This is a genomic window from Brucella pseudogrignonensis, from assembly GCF_031454375.1.
GTDB lineage: Bacteria > Pseudomonadota > Alphaproteobacteria > Rhizobiales > Rhizobiaceae > Brucella > Brucella pseudogrignonensis_A.
The window spans coordinates 81,434-99,273 of record NZ_JAVDQT010000009.1; the positions used below are offsets into that span (position 1 = coordinate 81,434).

Consider the following 17,840-nt stretch of genomic DNA (forward strand, 5'->3'; position numbering starts at 1 on the left):
GCCGGGGTGATTGACTTTTCATTTGTCCCCAGTTGCTGTGTGTGATTGGGGCACCAGGTTGCGGTGGTCCCAAGCTAAAGCCATCGCCGAACTAAGATGCGCTTCGTACTGTTTGCAATATGAGACGTGCTGTCAGTGCAGGTGCTTCAAGCTGAGGCACATGTCCGATGTTCTCCAGCAGATGCGTTGCAATCTGCCCCGGGACACGATTGACGTGTGAGGCAGGAATGATCTGATCTGCGCGACCCCAGATAATGCGAGCTGGGATTTCCAGTTTTTGGAGAGCGGGCAACTGGTTGAATGCTTGGGTGCCGTCCGGGAAGATGTTTTGTGCCAATACACGCAACCCATCTTGTAGGCCATTAGTCTGCATTTGCCGCAGTGCCGCACGAGCAAACCCTTTTGGTAAGTTTGCTGCATCATCCACCATCAAACTTAACCAACGTTCAAGTGACTCTTCTGTAGTGGATCGAGTAAGTCCGTTGATAAAGTTGATGTTGATCTCTGGTCCAAGTCCAGCTGGTGCGAGAAGAGTAGCGGAACGAATAGAAGCTTTGCCGAGTGAGGTGAGGCCGAGCGCCACAGCACCACCAAGCGAATGGCCTACAATATGTGCGCGTTCTATACCCATCGTTTCCAGTCGGTCTGAAACATCGAAAACTATTTCGTCCAGGCTCGTTGGAGCGCTCCGAAGTTCAGCGCCATGAGCTGGCAGATCCAATGCAATTGTTTCGTATTCGGAAGGTAGAAGGGCGGTAACCTGTCGCCACGACGAACGATCGGCTCCAAATCCGTGCAAGAAAACAATGGTTTCTGATCTCAAAACAGGTGAGGAGATTATCGTTTCCGGTAATGCCGCTTTTGATATGGTCGCTGCAACCTTAACCGTGGCATCCGTTTGAGCATTTATTGCCGCCAGAACATCACGTTCCTTAATCCGCCCGTGTGGACCGGAACCTTTTATATGTGTAAGATCAAGTCCTGCACTCTTTGCTACACGTCGTGCCAATGGGCTTGCAACAACCCTCTGATCGACAATCTGTGCATTTAGAGTAGGCTGACTCACGGTGTCGGTAAGGCTTGGCGGAGTAGCAGTTGGAGCAGCTACCCGCGGAGCATTGCTTTCGAGAGATAGTTCGGTATCGGAGATCGTGCCAAGAACAGCGCCAAGAGGCGCTTCCTGTCCCTCATCGAAGAATACCTCAGCTAACCAGCCGTCGCGGTCGGCCTCAATCTCAGTTGCGGCTTTCGCCGTTTCGACCGTTAAGATGAGTTGACCTGCTTTGACAGTTTCACCAGGTTGGACAGACCAACCAACGATCACGACGGTTTCCATATATTCGCCGCCGGCGCTTTCGATGCTGATTGGGTGTTTTGCCATTGTTTCCCCCAATTATTTCAATGTCGCTAGAGCGGCAGCACGAATTTTTTCGGCATTCGGCAACATCGCAGTTTCGAGAGGTTCGGAATATGGGATTGGCATATCCGGCAGCGTGACACGGGCAACGGGCGCATCGAGATCATCAAAAGCATGGTCCATGATTGTTGCGGACAGCTCTGCCGCGTAACCACAGAAACGCCAGCCTTCATTCACCACAACAGCATGATTTGTCTTGGCAATAGATGCTTTGATCGTGTCCAGATCGAGAGGGCGTAGCGAGCGAAGATCAATTACCTCAGCTGTTACTCCATCTTTCGCAAGTAGTTCTGCGGCCTTGTTCGCCTCTATGACCATCTTTGATGTTGCAAAGATTGATATGTCTTTACCTTCGCGTGTGATGGCGGCTTTACCCAATGGCACGATGATGTCGCCTTCGGGCACTTCGCCCCGAATATTGTAAAGCAGCTTGTGTTCAAGAAATACGACAGGCTGATCATCCCGAATGGCTGCTTTAAGCATGCCCTTAGCGTCTGCTGGAGTGGAAGGTGCCACAACTTTGATGCCGGGAATATGCGCAAGCATGGAATCGAGAGCTTTCGAATGCTGCGCACCCGCACCCGCACCGCCGCCACCCTGCGTACGCAGTACAAATGGCATTTTTACCTGCTCATTCCAAATGTAGTTATAAATGGAAGCCTGATTAACAAGTGCATCCAGCGTTAGCGGGATGAAGTCTGCGTACATAATTTCCAGAATTGGACGAGTTCCGGTCATTGCTGCAGTCACAGCCATGGCGGTTAATGCTTGTTCTGAAATGGGGGTGTCACGGACGCGGCTTTCGCCGAATTCTTCCATCAGACCTTTACTGACTTTGAATACACCGCCGTATCGGGCGACATCCTCACCGAACAAAAAGACAGAAGGATCTGCGAGCATTTCTTCCCGAAGAGCAGCATTTAATGCTTCGGCATAACGCATAAGGGCCATATTAGTGCGCCTCACTATAAGGATTGCATTTTTCGTCGAGGCTGAACTCCGGTAATGGATCTGCGAGCGCCGTTGCGAATGCGGTATCGATTTCGACACGGGCAGCTTCTTCAACCTCCAGCAGTTTTTCTTCTCCAAGCTCACTCAACAGAGCTTTTCTGGAGATTATGAGAGGATCCCGTTCTCTCCAGTGGGCAATATCTTCAGGCTTTTGGTAGCCACCCATATCGGAGGTTGAAAAACCTTCGAGACGATAGGTTTTACATTCCACCATCCCAGGACCGTCACCTCTGCGGGCGCGCTCGACCATTGTCGAAACAGCGCGGTAAACCGCTACGGCGTCATTGCCATCAACGATTTCTGCGGGGATGTCATACCCTGCAGCACGGATGGAAAGATCTTGTATTGGAGACTGAACGTCAGTAGGGACCGTGAGACCAAATTGGTTATGTTCGAGTACGAAAACCACGGGTAATTTCCATAGACCAGCCATATTCATGGCCTCATGGCAGATACCTGTTTGCGCGGCACCATCGCCAAACACGCACATGGCGACGCCTTTCTGACCCAGAACCTGCATCGAAAGCGCCATACCTGTCGCCGCAGGAATGCCAGCGCCGACGATTGCATTACCGCCTATGACACCCTTATCAGCATCGGCGACAAGCATGTGTCCCGCGCGACCAGCACAGGCGCCAGTGGCACGTCCCAGAATTTCTGCGATGACCGGATGAGGTGCCATTCCTTTACCAAGATAGACAGAATGACCGCGATGCGTCGTTGCGACCTTGTCGTTGATTTCGAGTGTAGCAGTTGCAGCAACGCCAACAGCTTCCTGGCCATCACAACGATGGATCGGTCCACGGGTGCGACCTTCCTTATGCAGAGCACCCAAGCCTTCTTCCAGATAGCGGACCAGCAGCATTTTGCGGTAAATTTCGAGGTGTTCCTCGGTTGAGGGAGTATTTTTCACGAGTGCCTCCGATACAGTTGTCCTATTAAATACAAAAGTGTAGACACTTTGCAAGTGGTTGTGCAAGATTAGAAAAATTATTCAACAAAGGGGAAGTTTATGCGGCTGAAAAACAAGGTTGCTATCATTACGGGTGGCGGATCTGGAATTGGAGCTGCCGCTGCCGAACTGTTTGCAGAAGAAGGTGCAAAAGTTCTGGTGGTTGACCGTGATGCGGATCAGGCCCACATGGTAGCTCAACATATCGGTGCAGAGAGTTTTAGTTCTGATGTATCCGATGAAACGCAGGTTATCGCTATGGCTAGGTATGCCAGTGACACGTTTGGTCGGGTTGATATTCTCGTCAACAATGCTGGCTATGGCATTCGCGGTTCTGTCACGCAGACCCAAGTGGGAGATTGGGATGCCCTCATGGCTGTAAATCTTAAGGGCATATTCCTTTGCTCCAAACACATAATCCCTTTGATAGCTGATAGTGGTGGTGGCTCCATCGTAAATACTGCTTCGAACATTGCGCATGTTGGCATTGCGGATCGTGCAGCCTATGTCGCGTCAAAGGGTGGGGTGGTTGCTCTTACGCGCGCAATGGCGCTGGATCATGTCGCTGAAAATATCCGTGTCAACACAGTCGCGCCGGGTACGACCTGGTCTAGCTACTTTGACGAAATTCTCGCGAAGCACGAGGCTCCGGAAGAGTTCATCGCTGCCCTCAACGCGCGGGCGCCAATGAACCGTACGGCTAAGCCACGAGAAATAGCTCACGCCATTTTGTGGCTCGCTTCTGACGATTCATCCTATGCGACCGGGTCTGTACTCACAGTCGATGGTGGAATGACAGCTTGGTAATAGTTAAGCTGGCGAAACAGGGTTGGCCATCCGTCTCAGGGAGGCCAGCATGTCGTCTAAATTAACGCAGGGATAATACCCGAGTTCTGAAATCTCCTGCGATACTTCGACAGGAAGCCCCGAATTTGAATCTTTTGGTACTTCATTCAAGCGTCCGCCCATTATTACGGGAAGATCAAGATTACGCTCTTTTAGTACGGCTTTAACTGCCTTCGCGTAGGTTAACGCCACACCATTATAGGTGCTAATTGCAATAACATTTGCGCCATTTACAATCGCTGTGGTCACCAGAACTTCCGGATCAACGGCGACCCCGGCATCGACGATGTTGATGTTCATCCCTTCAAGCGCTTGCTCGACAAGGTATTTGCCGTGTTCGTGGACATCTGTAGTGCCGATACAAAGGATTAATGAATTTGCATTGGCAAAAGGGCTTTGCGCAGCCACCCAATGCTCGGCTTTTTCATTGAGTTCCCGTGCCCACTCAGCATGGATAAGCGGCTTACGCCCACGCTGTGTTTCTATGCCTGGCCCAAAAAGTGCTTCCATACGTTTTGGACCAATGCGGCGGATTGCCAGCAAAAGTGCTGCGGGGTCTTTGATGTCCACACCGCGCTCCTCCAATCCTTTCAGGACTGAGCTGGCGAATGCTTTGCCGCCCTCAACGAGGGTATCAGCCATCGCTTCCGGTTTAGACCAATCGTAGACGGGATTATAATAAGGTGCGTGCAAACTAAGGCGATGGGCGAAGGTTTGGGCATCGATGATCTCATCGACATCTGGTATTCGTTGGTTTTCGGTAACCGGGACAGGGTTGACTGCGTGACCACTCGGCCAACGACCAAGTGCGAGTATGTCTGCCAAAAGATAACTAGAAAGGCTCGCGTAATTTCCGGCCGGTGTAGATTGATAAGCGACGGTATTGCCGAAAATCATTGTACCGGGTGTCTCGCTCACTCGGATTAAAGCGGCATGAAATGCCGTTCTAGATAAAGGATCACTGAAATGGTGACCGTAGCAATGCGCGATTTTTGCGCCAATCAAATCTTCGATAATGTATTTTTCGACTAGCACCATACCGAGTGCGCAGGCCATATCGATGAACAATCCTGCGAAACCGTCGTCGAGATTGGAATGCACCAGCACTTCCGCTTCCTGTGCCGCGATCAACCCTAATGCTTTAACTGTAGACTCGGTTGTAGCGACATCGTCATCCCAATATGGCAGACGGAATGTGAAGTATTGTCCAAGGTTCCCTACCGCTGTTGCTCCCGCGGCCAGCGCAGCGCGGGTGTTCTCTACGGCTCCGGGCAGGCCAAGCATGAAATCACCAAAATGCGCTGCTGCGGGTGCCGCATTGGTAATTCGTGCGAAGTCTTCGGGCCCGGATAGAACAATTCCGGTGCCACGCGACGCTTTCGCACGCATGGATTCCGGGTATCCCATTGACCAGTCGAGGGTAATACCGAAGCGGTCAACAGTTATACCGCTTTTCAAACATGTGCCGTGAACTTCTGCAATGGCCTCAATTGTACGATTAACATCGCGAAAGCCAATATGTGCATGCTGCATCACGCGACCTTCAGTGATGGCCCTACGCTTCCACTCCAACTCCGAAGAAACATTCATTTCGGAAAGAAAGCGGCAAGTTCCCACGCGCCAGTCGCGCGCCATGGCGCGTCCCTCCGCCAGAAGATCGGATCCCGGTTTCAAGCGTGCATCTGTCAAGTTTGGAATTGGTTGAAACTGGTTCATTTTATTTAACCATTCGGCTAAGAAACTGTTGGATGACAGCCGCAAACTGGTCTGGACTGGCAAGCGGATGAAAATGCGCGCCTGACACCTGGGTCAGCGTAGAATCCGGTATTTCGGCGGTTATTTCTTCCGAAAGAACCGTTGGAGTTAGAATGTCGTCATTCGCTGAAATGACATGGACAGGCCGCTGTATTTTCGGCAAATCCGCTAGACGATCATGTTCCAATAGCATGCGGATTCTTGCTGCAGTCACTGAAAATGGTGAAAGACTGTTCGCGGCATCAGCAATACCAATGCCCCATATTTCAGGATTTTTTGTAATCCATTCAGCGGTGTGACCGAAGACGTAGGTCATTCGCTGATATGTTTCCGCCAGCCCGGCATCAATCATTTCTGCCCGGGCTTTGAAAAGCATCCTAAAGCGCTGATCGGCACGAGCCCAAGAACTGCTAATTGTATAACTCAAGCCGACATCGGAATGATCGAGTGCAATAACTTGGGTAATTGCACCACCTGTCGAGTGACCAATAACGTGCACTGGACGATCGAGTTCCCTTATAAGGCCTACTATGTCATGCGCGATCAGAGGGATGGAATAAGGTCCAGTAGGCCTGTCACTTTGTCCTGCCCCTCTATGGTCGGGCACGATTAGTCGAAACTTGTTTTTGAGTTGTTCGATGACCCCGTTCCAAAACCGCCCGTCGCCACCTAAGCCCGGAATCAGCACAAGGGAGGGGCCGGTGTGGCCGTAAAGCTGATAATGAATCCGACATCCATCTTGAGCTATATGATAAGGCATCAATCGCTTCCTTTCGTTTCCAGGAATTTCCGAAGCGATGATGCGAGACTGAGCGCTGTTATCATTGAAGTCTTTGGGTTCAATTCCGAGGGTACGTTTTCCAAACGAATGAATGCGGTGCCTGCTGCACTTTCGACTTCGATTTCATGTGTGTTGGCTTTCGCATCAGGGTCGACCAATACGCGAACTTCCAAATTGTGTGGTCTTATTGCTAGCGAAATGGTGAGCGCAGCGTTGAGGTTTTTCGGATAAAGACGTGCAGCTTCTTGCGATGAGCCTTCGAACAATATCAAAGCACCCCCATCGCAGACGAGATTTCTTTCCTCGAGTTCCGCCTTCCACGCGGCAGGTGGCTTCCTAGATGTGTAGCGGATTCGCACATCCTCAAGCGGAGCAATTGCGGAGAGGTAATCCAATCCCCCAACCGCGCCCGATGGAAAGATTAAAGATGCGTTTGTTTCTCGACAGGCTCTATCAAGAGTAGAAACAAGTGTTTCATCGGCAAAGGCGCCCACAGAAGCCGCAATAACAGAGATGCCAGCTTCGAGAATTGCGGGAACCTGATCGCGCAGTGCGCTTTGGGCTGCTGCTTCAACGACAATGCACGGACGCGACTGAATAAGTTCATCAAGGTTTTGTACGAAGGTGATGTTACATTCGGCGTCATCAACGACAGCGGCTGATCGTGTGTAAACGATCCACCTAACATTCTCATTTGTGAATCGCGTCAGAAGCTCTCGCGCAATAGCTCCGAATCCGATCAGCCCTATAACACGTGGTTGTGTAGCGTCTGATTGGAATTGATCCGATGAAAGCTGCCGTGACATTGTTTTAACGCTTGCTCTGGTTTACAGGATCGAATTTGTCGGAGAGATCTGCGCCAAAGACCGTTTGACGTTCAATCTCAAGAACATTTTCAGGTCGAGGGAAATTGGAAGGTACACGGTCCCCCGGCTTGCGTGGTTTGCCGATCAGTCGGAAGAAGTTCTCTAGTCCATTGGGAACGATTAGCCATACCCAGCGCATAGGCGTTTCGCCATCATTGATGAACATATGGCGCGTTGATTTTGGAATAAAGACGGTACTATCTGGCCCCAGCTTGTATTCCTGCCCCGCAATTACTGTTCGTCCGTGACCTTCGATTACGAAGACTGCTTCTTCATGTTCTTCGTGGGTGTGTTCACGTACGTATCCACCCGGCGCAAGCGATTGCGTACCCATACCGAAGGGATTTTCCATGCCAACAAGATGAGGGGCTAAGGCTATGCTGACATAGCCATTTGCTGGAACTGGTTGCCAATAGCTTTCGCGCTCCTCTGGACCAGAAACGTAGACTCCGCTGGGTGCAGATGCGGTCTGTATCGTGTCTTCCATCACTCAGTTCCCGATTGTTTATATGAGTTATTATGGCAAGGGATCGTAATCTGCAAAAAGTGTAGACACAATAGTAGACAGATAATTTTTTATTGGTTTATAAATGCCAATAACAATGCAGGGGAATTGCAATGAAGAATTTCGATGTCGTCGTCATTGGAACGGGCTCCGCAGCCTGCTCTGCCGCTTTGCGCGCCGCAAAAGGTGGATTGAAGGTTTTGGCAATTGAGAAGACTGCCAAACTTGGTGGAACTTCAGCAATGTCCGGTTCCGGTGTATGGATACCAGCCAATCATATTGCTGCTGCTCAAGGCGTTGACGATAGCCAGGAAGAAGCATTGGCCTATCTGCGTGCGGTTCAGCCTGTAGAATGGGGTGACAAGGAAAATGCACGTCATGCAGCCTTTGTCGCAAACGCACCGGCAATGTTGAAGTTCCTGACGGATAATACCCTTATTGATTTTCGGCTTATTGATGAGCCCGATCCTTATGTCGAAGCCCCCGGCGGCAAGAAGTATGGGCGGATGATGTCGCCGCGGCCATTAAGTCGCCGCCTGCTTGGGAAATATTCCAAGCATATTCGCCGCTCGACCTTGCCTCACACTTTCACATATCAGGAAAATGTAAATCTCGATCTCTACCACACACCTTTTCGTGCAGGTTTGAAGATGTGGCCGAAATTGCTCTGGCGCTGGCTTAACAATGCGGGTGCGCAAGGTACTGCATTGATGACAGGTCTGCTCAAAGCGTGTTTGGACAACGGTGTGGAATTGAGGCTTCAAACGCGTGCGGTTGGTCTCGTTCAGGATGAAACGGGACGCATTATCGGCGTTGAAGTCGAAAGCGACGGAAAACGCGAAACAATCGCGGCGAAGCGGGGTGTTATAATAGCATCGGGTGGCTTTGAGTGGGACAAGGACATGCGGGAAAAATACTTCCCCGGTCCATTTGATCGCATCGGGACACCATCTGGTAATGAAGGCGATGGCCAGAAAATGGCTGCTGCCGTTGGTGCCCATATGGATCATATGGAAGAGGCTAATGTTTACGCCTGTCTGCCCACTCGGTATGAAGGCAAGCGGTACGGATTACCTATCAATTTCTTATATGAGCCCCATTCAATCGTTGTGAATCGTTATGGAAAGCGCTTTGTGAGCGAAGCGCATTTCAACAGTGGCGAAGCCATTAATTTACGCAATGCCGATGGTTCTCCCGTTCATCTCCCTTGCTATATGATTGGCGATCATCGCTTCTTGCGCACTTCATTTCCTTTCCGCTGGTATGCATCTTATGAACCAGACTGGATAAAGAAAGCTGACACCATTGAAGAACTGGCAAAAAAGCTGGAACTGCCAGCAGCTGAGCTTCGTCAAACTGTCGAACGATGGAATGCATTGTGTGCAAAAGGGCGCGATGAAGATTTTCACCGTGGTGAGAATTACTGGGAGCATAAAAAAGATGGCTGCGGCGAGGATGGTTCAATTCGTCTGAAGCCAATCGATAAGGCGCCTTATATTGGTGTGTCCATGAACCGTTCTATTATTGGAACGAAGGGTGGACCAAGAACCAATGAGTTCGGACAAGTTGTTCGCCAAGATGGATCGATTATACCCGGTCTGTATGCTGCTGGGCTGGCGATGGCGAACCCTATCGGTACACGCGCGGTTGGCGCTGGAACGACATTGGGGCCCAATTTAACTTGGGGCTTCATTTCAGCTGAGACAATTTTAAAGCAGAACAGCTAGTATGGTGAATTCGAAATTTGGATCACTTTGAAGCAGCTTGCGGAGTGAATTTAGGTGTCAAATCCAGCGCACTAGCGCGGTTGCCTTTTCAGGGCTGGATGAACATATGTCCTAGCCAATGGCGTAAAATGAACTTCATCAACGGTACGGCCAGTGGTCGTATGTCCGATTAAATGCGCGCGCCTAACAAGCAGATTGGCATGTATGAAAAAATGAACGCAATAGTGTAGACACTTTCTTGACGTTTTATAAATTCTCTGCTTCCTTATGGCTTCAAGACTTTCAAAAAACATCTAGGGGAATAAAAATGAAGACCGTTTTTGCACTTTGCCTTGGCGCTGCTTTAATCAGTGCTCCCGCTATAGCTGAGGAAGTCACCATCGGCATCGCCGCGCCCTTGTCCGGCCCGCAAGCTTATTTTGGAGCAACCTGGCATAACGGCTTCAAGCTTTATGTTGAGAAGCTTAACGCCGCAGGTGGCGTCAATGGAACCAAGATAAATATCGATCAGCAGGATGATAAGGCTGACCCTCGGGAAGCAACCCTCGTGGCGCAAAAGTTTTGCGACAATGATGATGTCAGCATTGCATTGGTGAACTTCAATTCGGGTGTCGCTCAGTCGACTCTGCCGATCTATGAGGATTGCGAGTTGCCAAATATGACATTCGCGTCGAACCCAGCTTTGACCCACATGGACTATAAGTTTATGGTTCGTCCTGTCGGCAATGATCTCACAAATGCACGTCTTCCTGCCGAATATGCCCTCAACAAGCTAAGTGCAAAAACGGCCTTGGTCGTAAGCGACAAGCAGGTTTTTGGACAGGGCGTCGCGGAAATCTTTTCCGAGAATTTCAAAAAGGGTGGCGGCGAGATTGTCGATACGTTGAGTGTCGCCCCAGCAGACGTTGATTTCACAGCGGTTCTTGCAAAAATCAAAGCGAGTAATCCCGATGTTATCTTCATCGGCGCAGTGATGCCGCAGCTATCTCTTTTTGCAAAGCAGATGCACGAACAGGGCGTCAAGTCACAGCTGATCGTTCCAGATGGCGGTTACACGCCGGACTTTATCAATCAGGCCGGTGAAGCCAATGTGCAGGGTGTGGTTATGGCTATCCAGGTCCCACCTATGGATGCTTCGCCTGAGATCGCTGAATTCGCTAAGGCGTATAAAGCCAAGTTTGGTGAAGAAGCTGGCCCTTACTCGATATATGGTTATGTTCAGGGGCAGATTCTGGAAGAAGTTATCAAGACGACGAAGGGCTTCAGCCGCGAAGAGATGAACGCTGCTCTTCATGGGGTCAAAGTGAAAACGGTTGTGGGTGATCTTGAATTCGACGATATTGGCGAACTCAAAGTTGCACCATCTTATATCTATCAAGTTGAGGGTAAGGACTTTACACTCAAAGGATCAAACTAAGGTACAACCTCACTTGCCGGGACTAGCCCCGGCAAGTGAGACGCGTCGTGCGCCAGCCTTAACTTTATTGTAGGCGCACTCCTCTCCTTGTTCAGCAAAAAATGCTGACCCCTCGAGCAGGATCCCCCATGCTTGGAACGTTTATCCAACAAACAGTCAACGCTCTGACTATCGGTTCACTTTATGCCCTAATCGCACTCGGTTACACGATGGTCTACGGCGTATTGCGAATGATCAATTTCTCCCACGCAGAAATGTTTATGTTGGGAGCCTACGCTGCATTCTTCGGTCTCGTGCTTATAGTGGGGCAAATTGGAGGCGCTGGTACGATTGCTTTAACGATCGTCTTCTTTTTGGCCATTATAACTGTCGGCCTTATTGGCGTGGGCATCGAAAAAGTAGCGTATAAACCGCTGCGAAACTCATCTCGCTTAGCACCTATGCTTTCCTCACTTGGTGTTTCACTGACGCTTGTGACAGCAATTCAAATTCTTGCAGGCCCTCAGCCCATAGGCTTTCCAAGCTTTTTCCCATCCGTACGCTTTGAGATTTTTGGTGCAACAATCACTGCGATGCAGATCGGTATTCTGATCTCATCTTTCATACTCATGTATGGATTGCATCTGATCGTTAATCGGAGCCGGATAGGCGTTATTGTGCGTGCGGTTGCTGAAAATCGCGGGACTGCACGCCTTTTGGGTATAAACGTCAATCTTGCAATCTCGATGGTATTCTTCTTTGGACCGCTTCTAGGAGCCGCAGGCGGAATTCTGTACGCTAGCTATTACGGCATCATGTCACCAACTATGGGAGCGGTAATTGGTCTTAAGGCATTTACTGCAGCCATCTTAGGAGGAATTGGTTCCATACCTGGTGCGGTAATCGGGGCCTATATTCTCGCATTCATCGAAGTAGGTGGGGTCGCGCTGCTGCCTATTATTACAGGTGGAACATTGGGTACCGAGTACCGTGATGTCTTGTCGTTCGCGATCCTAATCCTTGTTCTGCTCGTCAAACCAGCAGGTATTCTTGGTGAGACAGTGTCCGAAGAAAGCATGGTCTATAAGAGGGAATTCTGATGTCGATCAATGCTGCTTCATTAACAAAAGAAAAACCAAAAGGGCGTTTGGCGGCATTCTTTGTGCTCGCTGTTGTTGTTGCCCTTGTGATTATAACCCCATTTTTACCGAACTATCATATCCGTGTCGTTAATGGCTTGCTGATCTATATCCTGCTTGGAATTGGTCTCAATATCGTGATCGGCTATGCTGGTTTGCTTGATCTGGGTTTTGTCGCGTTCTATGCTGTTGGCGCTTATACTTATGCACTGCTAGCGAGTCCCCAGTTCGATCTTCATTTACCCTTTTTCGCGATCTTATTTATCGCGGTTTTTCTGGGTGCTATGATGGGGATACTCCTCGGCATACCTGTTCTGAAGCTTCGAGGGGATTATCTTGCGATTGTCACTCTGGGCTTTGGTGAGATCATTCGTATCGTTGTCAATAATGTTGATTGGCTAACCGGTGGGCCGCAGGGCATTGCACGCCTCGATAAACTGTCGATTTTTGGACTCGACGTCAGCAAGCCTGGTCAAATTTATTGGCTGCTTCTGGTTACCGTTATCATCGTCGCCATCGTTGTCTGGCGTTTGGAACAATCCATTCTCGGCAAAGCATGGTCAGCAGTACGTGAAGATCAAGACGCTGCACGTGGCATTGGTATCAACACAACAAATGCCAAGCTTGCAGCCTTTGCGACCTCTGCATCGATTGGCTCGATTGCAGGTGTCATTTTTGCGGCGTCGCAAAGGTTCGTCAGCCCAGAAAGTTTTACTCTGCAGGAATCCGTACTCATCGTTCTGATGATTGTGATCGGTGGGATTGGAAACATTCTCGGAATTGTCGCTGGCGCAACTATTTTGATCATTTTGCCCGAAATTCTACGTGAATTTGCAGAATGGAGAATTTTGTTCCTCGGATTGTTGATGGTCACACTTATCATAATTCGGCCAGCGGGTATCGTGCCGCGCAGCTTTGGCCCGGATAAGCTATTCAAGAGGCTACTCGGAAAATGACTCTTGCCTTCAAAAATCTACGCAAGCAGTACGGAGAAGTTGTAGCAACAGATAATGTTACAACGCAGTTCGCACCGGGTTTGATCCACGGAATTATCGGCCCGAATGGTGCTGGCAAGTCGACTTTGATCAATATGACTGCCGGTTCGTACGAGGTTTCTTCAGGTTCAATTGTTCTTGATGGGCAACATCTTGAGAACCTAAAGAAATATCAGATTGCCAATGCTGGCGTCGCGCGAACCTATCAGAATATCCGGCTATTCGATCAGATGACGGTACTGGAAAATCTGGAGGTCTGTTTTTATCCCGAGGACGTAAAGAACACCTGGAAAGAGGTTCTTTGGCCACCATTCAGCCGCGTGGAACTGGCCAGGCGCCGTGCGATATGTATGGAAACACTCGGCTTGTTCAACCTCCAGGGTTATGCTGATCTGGAAGCTGGCAGCTTGTCTTATGGACGACAGCGGATGTTGGAAATAGCGCGGGCCTTAGTTCGGAACCCGCGGGTGCTGCTGCTCGACGAACCCGCGGCCGGCTTGAATCATCACGAAACTGCGGAGCTGACCCAGCAATTGGCCGCGCTTCGTTCTTCTGATCGGATTATGATCGTCGTTGAGCACGACATGGATCTGGTTATGACGGTTTGCGATAATATTGTGGTGATGCATCACGGCAAACTGCTTTTCGAAGGAACGCCTGAGCAGGTTCAGGCAAATCCCGACGTTCAACTCGCCTATCTGGGGACAGACAATGACATCGACGAAATCCGCACCGCTGCTGAAGATCGCCGGACTAAGCTCGGGTTACGGCCGCGTCGGCGTTCTTGAAGGCGTGAACTTGGAGGTTGATTCTCACGAGATCGTTGTTATCCTCGGGCCAAATGGCGCGGGCAAGACTACATTACTCAATTCGATCTCTGGTGTCGCACAGACTAGGGCTGGCTCGATCCATTTCGATGGCAAGGACATCACAGGCGCCAAGCCTGAGCAAGTCGTCCGCATGGGCCTGACCCATTGCCCTGAGGGCCGCCAAATCTTCCAGCGCCTCACAGTTGAAGAAAACCTCATTGCCGCACATGTTGGGCGAGTGGGAAAAAGCTTTGAAACGCTTCGTGAAGAAGTATTTGAGCTGTTTCCGGTTCTTAAAGAACGACGCAATGGTATGGCAAGCCGGATGTCGGGTGGGCAGCAGCAGATGCTGGCCATTGGGCGTGCGCTGATGTCTGAACCCAAACTATTAATGCTGGACGAGCCGTCGTTGGGGCTTGCTCCAAAAATCATTCATCAGATTTTTCGGATCATTCTTGATCTTTCACAGGCGGGTATTTCCATTTTGCTTGTTGAGCAAAACGTCCAGTTGGCTCTTGAATGTGGTGATTACGCTTATCTACTCAATACGGGTCGTGTTCGATTGCATGGTCCGGCACAAGAAATGATAGAACACTCCGATTTAAGTGATCATTATCTCGGTGGAGCGTCGGAAGAAAACATTCATGTTTGAAGTCGATTGGAAAACACCACATCTTTGGCGGAAGACGGCGTCAAACCGGATTACAGCATCAAAACTGATCGGAGAACATCGCACAGACCTCCTGGTAGTGGGTGGTGGTTTTACTGGCATGGCAGCAGCATTGGGTGCCCGCGATTGTGGTGCGAGCGTCATTTTGCTGGAAGGTAATGAGATTGGTTCTTCGGCTTCAGGTCGAAATAACGGGCTGGTTATATCGCATCATTCCAAGGCTTCACCAAGTGAGTTTGAGGCTGGTTATGGCAAGAAGGTAGGTAGCCGATTTAATGAAATGGTTGCAGAGTCTGGAGCTATTGCTTTTGGACTGATGCAACGATTTGGTATTGATGCACATCAGGTCCAGAACGGATGGATTCAGCCAGCGCACAATACAGCTAGTCTAGCGCGCGCCCGGCAGTTCTATAGCGAATGGAAATCGCTCGGCGCAGACGTTCAATGGTTAAACCGCGAGGAAGTCTCGGCAAGGATCGGAAGTCCGTACCTAGGGGGATGGATTGTCAACAACTCTGGTCACATCAATCCGTTTGCTATGACGATAGGGTTGGCAAAGGGTCTTGAAGATGATGGCGTTAGAATATTCGAGAATTCAAAAGCCTTGTCCCTTGAGAAAAGCGGCAGCGGATGGAAGGTCACGACAGTTAATGGTTCGGTTTATGCGTCAAAGGTAGTTTTGGCGACCAATGCCCTGACTGATAAACTATGGCCGGGACTGCAACAGACGCTCATCCCGTTCAAAGTTTTTCAAGCGGCAACAGAACCTCTTTCAGACGAGCTTCGTTCGCAAATACTTGTTGGTAATCCGGCGGTATCAGACATGCGTAACGACCTGCGTTATTTTCATTACGATTGCGACAACCGTCTTGTTAGCGGCGGCACGCACACTTTTTGGCATAATGAAGCTGAACGCGGTCGTCATAAGGTTGGACAACTCTTGAAAAAGGCATTTTCGGCGTTCGACCATACGCCGAAAATTACCGAATATTGGCATGGTACTTTTGCAGTGGTCCCTGATCGCAGTCCCCGATTGTATAGACTAGCACCAGGCTTGGTTTTTGGTGGTGTCTATTCGGGCCGCGGCGTGGCACTCTCAATGTCTTTGGGACAGGCGATAGGCCGTTGGGCAGTCGAGCATGATCAGGATGATCAGATGCCGCTACCTATTACAAACATGCAGCCCGTTCCGTTTCATCCGATTGCCAAGCAAGTCGCAAATCGAATACATTTTTGGAACCGTATACAAGATGCTCTTGATAAATAAATTTTTTATTGCCCATCACGGAAGTTAATACGCAACGGTATTGTTACGTGAAGATTAACGATCGCTTTCCTTGACTCCAACTCTAAATCAGAAACATCCCACCGGATTTGCCCCACGTACGTAAGCGAGGGGGTAAACGGAGCATATTGGTTGGGAACGCCGGTACAAACCGGTAAGGAGTAGATGGTGAAAGTCCATTACGATGAAGGATTAGCGATCCACATTGGCCCCGAGTCATGCGCGGGCACTCGTGAGGCTGTAAGTGAAGTGTTGACAGGGGAGTATGCAGGCCAGCCATTGAGCCGCGAAAGATTGGACATTTCGGGTGCCGACGCTCTCCAACTATGCGGAAGGCAATATGAACGGTCACGCTATCGCAAGTGGCCGTTCGACCCGGCGCGGTCGAAGACCCTGGCATGCATAGACGCTTCTTGCACGGGAACCGGGAGGCCTCATGATTGGCCAGCATGGCTAAGCCATACTGGTCCGCATTGGAAAGGTGAGGAACCGTAGCCAATGATGCACGATCATGAGGAGTCTGATTTCGCCATAGTAGCGATGAAGCTTGCGAACAAAACCGGCCTGCCGGTGGCGGAGCAGGGGGAGCGAAGGGTGGGAACCGAGAGGAATGCGGATCAGCACAACACGCGCCGGGCACAGGACCGGGAAAGTGTGTCCCATGAGCTGGACCGCATACGGCAAGCCGCAAGGCAAAGGAGGAATGAGAAGTTCACCGCGCTCTTCCACCACATTAATCCAGAGATGATGAGGACGGCGTTCTACGCACTCAGGCGTAACGCAGCCCCTGGTGTTGATGGACAAACGTGGAGGACCTACGAGGCAGACCTCGATCAACGTATTGTGGAGTTGCACGATCGGGTCCAACGAGGAGCGTACCGGGCGCAGCCATCGCGGCGGATGCATATACCGAAGCCGGATGGAAAGCAGCGACCGATTGCGATCGCCGCGCTTGAGGACAAGATAGTCCAGAGGGCGACGGCAATGGTTCTGAACCAAATCTACGAGGAGGAATTTCTCGGGTTCAGTTACGGGTTTCGACCGGAGCGCGGCCAGCACGATGCGCTGGACGCCGTTTTTGTTGGAATTGATACGCGAAAGGTGAGCTATATTCTGGACGCCGACATTGCGAGTTTCTTCGACCGGGTCAATCAGGATTGGTTGATCCGCTTCGTGGAGCATCGCATCGGCGATAAACGCATTATCCGTCTGATCCGCAAATGGCTCAGCGTGGGCGTTCTGGAAAACGGTGTTGTACAGACGAGTGAACAAGGGACTGGGCAAGGATCGGTAATCTCACCGCTCCTCGCCAACCTCTACTTATACTATGTCTTTGATCTGTGGGCTGAACGCTGGCGACGGCGCGAGGCTACAGGCGACATGATCATCGTGCGCTACGCGGACGATATTGTCGTTGGCTTTCAATATGAGGCTGACGCGCGTCGTTTCCGGAACATGATGCGAGAGCGGTTGCTGGAGTTTTCGTTGCAACTCAATCCGGACAAAACCCGACTGATCAGGTTTGGCCGCTTTGCGGCCCTCACCCGTGAGAAGAAGGGACTGGGCAAACCGGAAACGTTCAACTTCCTCGGCTTTACACATATCTGCGGGAAAGATCGGTAGGGCCGGTTTCAAATCCGGCGCAAAAGTCGCATCGACCGCAGACGCGCAAAGCTGAAAGAGGTC

General features: G+C 50.5%; 16 protein-coding genes. 9 read left to right on the plus strand and 7 right to left on the minus strand.

Annotation, left to right across the window (positions count from 1 at the left end; all coding sequences use genetic code 11):
• Positions 1-91 precede the first annotated feature (91 nt).
• Genes J2782_RS19575 through J2782_RS19585 form a run of 3 tightly spaced genes read right to left on the minus strand, consistent with a single transcriptional unit; the run spans position 92 to position 3,341 of the window.
• Positions 92-1,381 carry an acetoin dehydrogenase dihydrolipoyllysine-residue acetyltransferase subunit gene (locus J2782_RS19575; RefSeq protein ID WP_310015583.1) on the minus strand — a complete coding sequence of 430 codons (1,290 nt, stop codon included), beginning with the start codon at positions 1,379-1,381 and terminating at the stop codon, positions 92-94.
• A gap of 12 nt (positions 1,382-1,393) precedes the next feature.
• A complete protein-coding gene (locus tag J2782_RS19580) occupies positions 1,394-2,368 on the minus strand; it encodes an alpha-ketoacid dehydrogenase subunit beta (protein WP_310015584.1) in 975 nt (324 codons plus the stop codon).
• Position 2,369: 1 nt separating this feature from the next.
• Complete coding sequence (locus tag J2782_RS19585; RefSeq protein ID WP_310015585.1) at positions 2,370-3,341, minus strand: thiamine pyrophosphate-dependent dehydrogenase E1 component subunit alpha; 972 nt, start codon at positions 3,339-3,341, stop codon at positions 2,370-2,372.
• A 99-nt stretch (positions 3,342-3,440) separates the two neighbouring features.
• Here J2782_RS19585 and J2782_RS19590 point away from each other — a divergent pair, with 99 nt between their 5' ends.
• The gene (locus J2782_RS19590; protein ID WP_310015587.1) at positions 3,441-4,187 is read left to right on the plus strand and encodes an SDR family oxidoreductase; all 747 of its coding nucleotides are present in this window, start codon (positions 3,441-3,443) and stop codon (positions 4,185-4,187) included.
• A 3-nt stretch (positions 4,188-4,190) separates the two neighbouring features.
• On the opposite strand, the gene J2782_RS19595 is transcribed toward J2782_RS19590, so the two are convergent.
• Genes J2782_RS19595 through J2782_RS19610 form a run of 4 tightly spaced genes read right to left on the minus strand, consistent with a single transcriptional unit; the run spans position 4,191 to position 8,115 of the window.
• Positions 4,191-5,987 carry a cobalamin-dependent protein gene (locus J2782_RS19595; RefSeq protein ID WP_310015588.1) on the minus strand — a complete coding sequence of 599 codons (1,797 nt, stop codon included), beginning with the start codon at positions 5,985-5,987 and terminating at the stop codon, positions 4,191-4,193.
• Positions 5,944-6,741, minus strand: a complete 798-nt coding sequence (locus J2782_RS19600; protein WP_310015589.1) for an alpha/beta fold hydrolase — start codon at positions 6,739-6,741, stop codon at positions 5,944-5,946. The genes J2782_RS19595 and J2782_RS19600 overlap by 44 nt, the downstream gene beginning before the upstream one ends.
• Complete coding sequence (locus tag J2782_RS19605) at positions 6,741-7,568, minus strand: aspartate dehydrogenase (RefSeq protein ID WP_310015590.1); 828 nt, start codon at positions 7,566-7,568, stop codon at positions 6,741-6,743. Before J2782_RS19605 ends, J2782_RS19600 begins: the two co-directional genes overlap by 1 nt.
• A 4-nt stretch (positions 7,569-7,572) precedes the next feature.
• Positions 7,573-8,115, minus strand: a complete 543-nt coding sequence (locus J2782_RS19610; RefSeq protein WP_310015591.1) for a cupin domain-containing protein — start codon at positions 8,113-8,115, stop codon at positions 7,573-7,575.
• Positions 8,116-8,246: 131 nt separating this feature from the next.
• Between J2782_RS19610 and J2782_RS19615 the strand changes: the two genes are divergently transcribed.
• The 8 genes from J2782_RS19615 (at position 8,247) to ltrA (ending at position 17,777) form a co-directional block, all read left to right on the plus strand.
• Entirely contained in the window at positions 8,247-9,860 is a 1,614-nt protein-coding gene (locus J2782_RS19615; RefSeq protein ID WP_310015592.1) for an FAD-binding protein, read from the plus strand.
• Between the two features lie 307 nt (positions 9,861-10,167).
• On the plus strand, positions 10,168-11,277 hold the full coding sequence (locus J2782_RS19620; protein ID WP_310015593.1) for a branched-chain amino acid ABC transporter substrate-binding protein: 1,110 nt from the start codon (positions 10,168-10,170) through the stop codon (positions 11,275-11,277).
• 128 nt (positions 11,278-11,405) lie between these two features.
• Positions 11,406-12,356: a branched-chain amino acid ABC transporter permease gene (locus tag J2782_RS19625; protein WP_310015594.1), complete on the plus strand. Its 951-nt coding sequence runs from the start codon at positions 11,406-11,408 to the stop codon at positions 12,354-12,356.
• A complete protein-coding gene (locus J2782_RS19630; protein ID WP_310015595.1) occupies positions 12,356-13,351 on the plus strand; it encodes a branched-chain amino acid ABC transporter permease in 996 nt (331 codons plus the stop codon). Before J2782_RS19625 ends, J2782_RS19630 begins: the two co-directional genes overlap by 1 nt.
• Positions 13,348-14,178: an ABC transporter ATP-binding protein gene (locus J2782_RS19635; protein WP_310015596.1), complete on the plus strand. Its 831-nt coding sequence runs from the start codon at positions 13,348-13,350 to the stop codon at positions 14,176-14,178. Before J2782_RS19630 ends, J2782_RS19635 begins: the two co-directional genes overlap by 4 nt.
• A complete protein-coding gene (locus J2782_RS19640; RefSeq protein ID WP_310015597.1) occupies positions 14,102-14,851 on the plus strand; it encodes an ABC transporter ATP-binding protein in 750 nt (249 codons plus the stop codon). Before J2782_RS19635 ends, J2782_RS19640 begins: the two co-directional genes overlap by 77 nt.
• Positions 14,844-16,136, plus strand: coding sequence for an NAD(P)/FAD-dependent oxidoreductase (locus J2782_RS19645; protein ID WP_310015598.1), 1,293 nt, complete (start codon positions 14,844-14,846; stop codon positions 16,134-16,136). Before J2782_RS19640 ends, J2782_RS19645 begins: the two co-directional genes overlap by 8 nt.
• Positions 16,137-16,652: 516 nt before the next feature.
• On the plus strand, positions 16,653-17,777 hold the full coding sequence (gene ltrA, locus J2782_RS19650; RefSeq protein ID WP_404989680.1) for a group II intron reverse transcriptase/maturase: 1,125 nt from the start codon (positions 16,653-16,655) through the stop codon (positions 17,775-17,777).
• Positions 17,778-17,840 lie beyond the last annotated feature (63 nt).